The sequence below is a fragment of the Bradyrhizobium sp. Kon37 genome, assembly GCF_055807535.1.
Genome location: NZ_JBVVOY010000287.1, coordinates 1 through 260, shown reverse-complemented (window position 1 = coordinate 260; position 260 = coordinate 1). Strand labels below are relative to the sequence as shown.

Annotated in this window: 1 protein-coding gene; it reads right to left on the bottom strand. The window is 60.0% G+C overall.

Annotated elements, in window-relative coordinates:
• Positions 1-260, bottom strand: a 260-nt coding sequence (locus tag AC0L3J_RS38180; protein ID WP_473350586.1) for a UbiD family decarboxylase domain-containing protein, incomplete at both ends; no start/stop codon positions are given.

Below are 260 nucleotides of genomic sequence, written 5' to 3'. Positions count from 1 at the left end.
CGGGATCGGCACCCAGCGCCACAGAAACGGGGAAACGTTCGCCCGGATGCGCCGCACACCACTCCTGATAATCCAGCGCGCCGCCGCGATGCGACAGCCAGCGCATAATCAGTTTGTTTTTACCAATCAGCTGCTGGCGATAAATGCCCAGATTCTGCCGCTCTTTATGTGGGCCGCGCGTCACTGTCAGCCCCCAGGTAATCAGCGGCGCGGCATCTTCCGGCCAGCAGGTCATAATGGGAATGCGATTGAGATCGACG